Source organism: Streptococcus sp. HMSC072D07, assembly GCF_001814835.1.
Lineage (GTDB): Bacteria > Bacillota > Bacilli > Lactobacillales > Streptococcaceae > Streptococcus.
The window spans coordinates 1-1,135 of record NZ_KV818081.1; the positions used below are offsets into that span (position 1 = coordinate 1).

At 41.9% G+C, this 1,135-nt stretch carries 1 protein-coding gene and 2 pseudogenes; all 3 read right to left on the bottom strand.

Features of this window, described 5'->3' with window-relative positions:
• Positions 1 to 362, bottom strand: a pseudogene (locus HMPREF2991_RS09170) (cell division protein FtsK); the annotation flags it as partial.
• 147 nt (positions 363 to 509) lie between these two features.
• Positions 510 to 899, bottom strand: a complete 390-nt coding sequence (locus tag HMPREF2991_RS09175) for a hypothetical protein (RefSeq protein ID WP_070683913.1) — start codon at positions 897 to 899, stop codon at positions 510 to 512.
• Positions 886 to 1,135: pseudogene (locus tag HMPREF2991_RS09180) on the bottom strand (hypothetical protein); the annotation flags it as partial. The gene HMPREF2991_RS09175 and the pseudogene HMPREF2991_RS09180, both read right to left, overlap by 14 nt.

Genomic DNA, 1,135 nt, shown 5'->3' on the forward strand with positions numbered 1-1,135 from the left:
ACTTCCTTGATCTCATCCACATCTTCTAAGCCAGAGAGGTCTTCATTCAAGATCTCATATTGACCCAATTCATTGATCAGGTAGATAGTATGGTCCTCGATCCCCATATCGTCCTTGTCCGGCTGGTAATCTGCCCCTGACCAGGCTGACTGGAAGAGTTCATAGACTTCGTTATTTCCGACCTGTAGATAGGCACGTCCTGTCTGAGTAATCTCAGCTGCGTCCGGCGTATGAAGCATTTCATTGGAGTCCGAACGGTCCGCCACCTTAAGAGCGATCTTGAAGCGTGAGTTAGACCAGATCTGGTCATCCACCACACCAGATGGTTTCTGAGTAGCTAGGATCAAGTGGACCCCGAGGGACAGGGTATATTTTTTGTAAATAGCATAGAATTTTCAAGGTACTAGAAGGAAAATGTTTTTGTTCTATTATACCACATGATAGATAACGTGAGAAGTTGAGAAAAACAAAAGAAAACCACCTGAAATAAATTCAGGTGATTTGTGTAATTATGGAAAATCACTATATTGACTCTCTGCGATTTCAACCATTTTCCTACGATTGTGGCGTTCCTTAGAATCTTTTCCGCCTTGGATATATCGTTCTCTACGTTCTGCTCGTGACTCAGGAGCTTTAATATAGATACCTCCATCAATTGCCGCAGCTAAAGCAGCTTCTGTTGCCGCAAAAGCATCCGCTACACTATCTAAATACTGATCAAGCGAATCAACCGTTGTTACTAAGCTCTCCATTGTTGCTTTGGTTCGCTTAACACAGTCTTCAAAATTACCTGTCACTGGCGCATCAATCAGCGAGCGAATGTCATCTGGTATTTCATTAGAAGATGCGTTGATACTCGCTTTTATACTCTTTATTCTCTCAGGATCAATTCGTTTCATTTATATTCCCTTCTGATCGTTGCTTTTGAACCCAGGCTTGATAATCTGCATAAGTTGTGAGTGGGGTATCAGAAATCTGACCCTTAGTATCTATACCATAAATCGTCAGTTTCTCTTCTCCCTTAGGAGCCATCCAGTACAAAACTTTGTCAAACCATTCCTCTGGGGTCACGTATTCTTCTTGAGGAATAAGAGCCCAATCTCCTTCAGTTATTTTTTTCTCAATTTCAGGATAT

Coding starts and splice junctions, on each gene's coding strand:
- HMPREF2991_RS09175 (WP_070683913.1), bottom strand. CDS start 899: ATGAAACGAATTGATCCTGAGAGAATAAAGAGTATAAAAGCGAGTATC.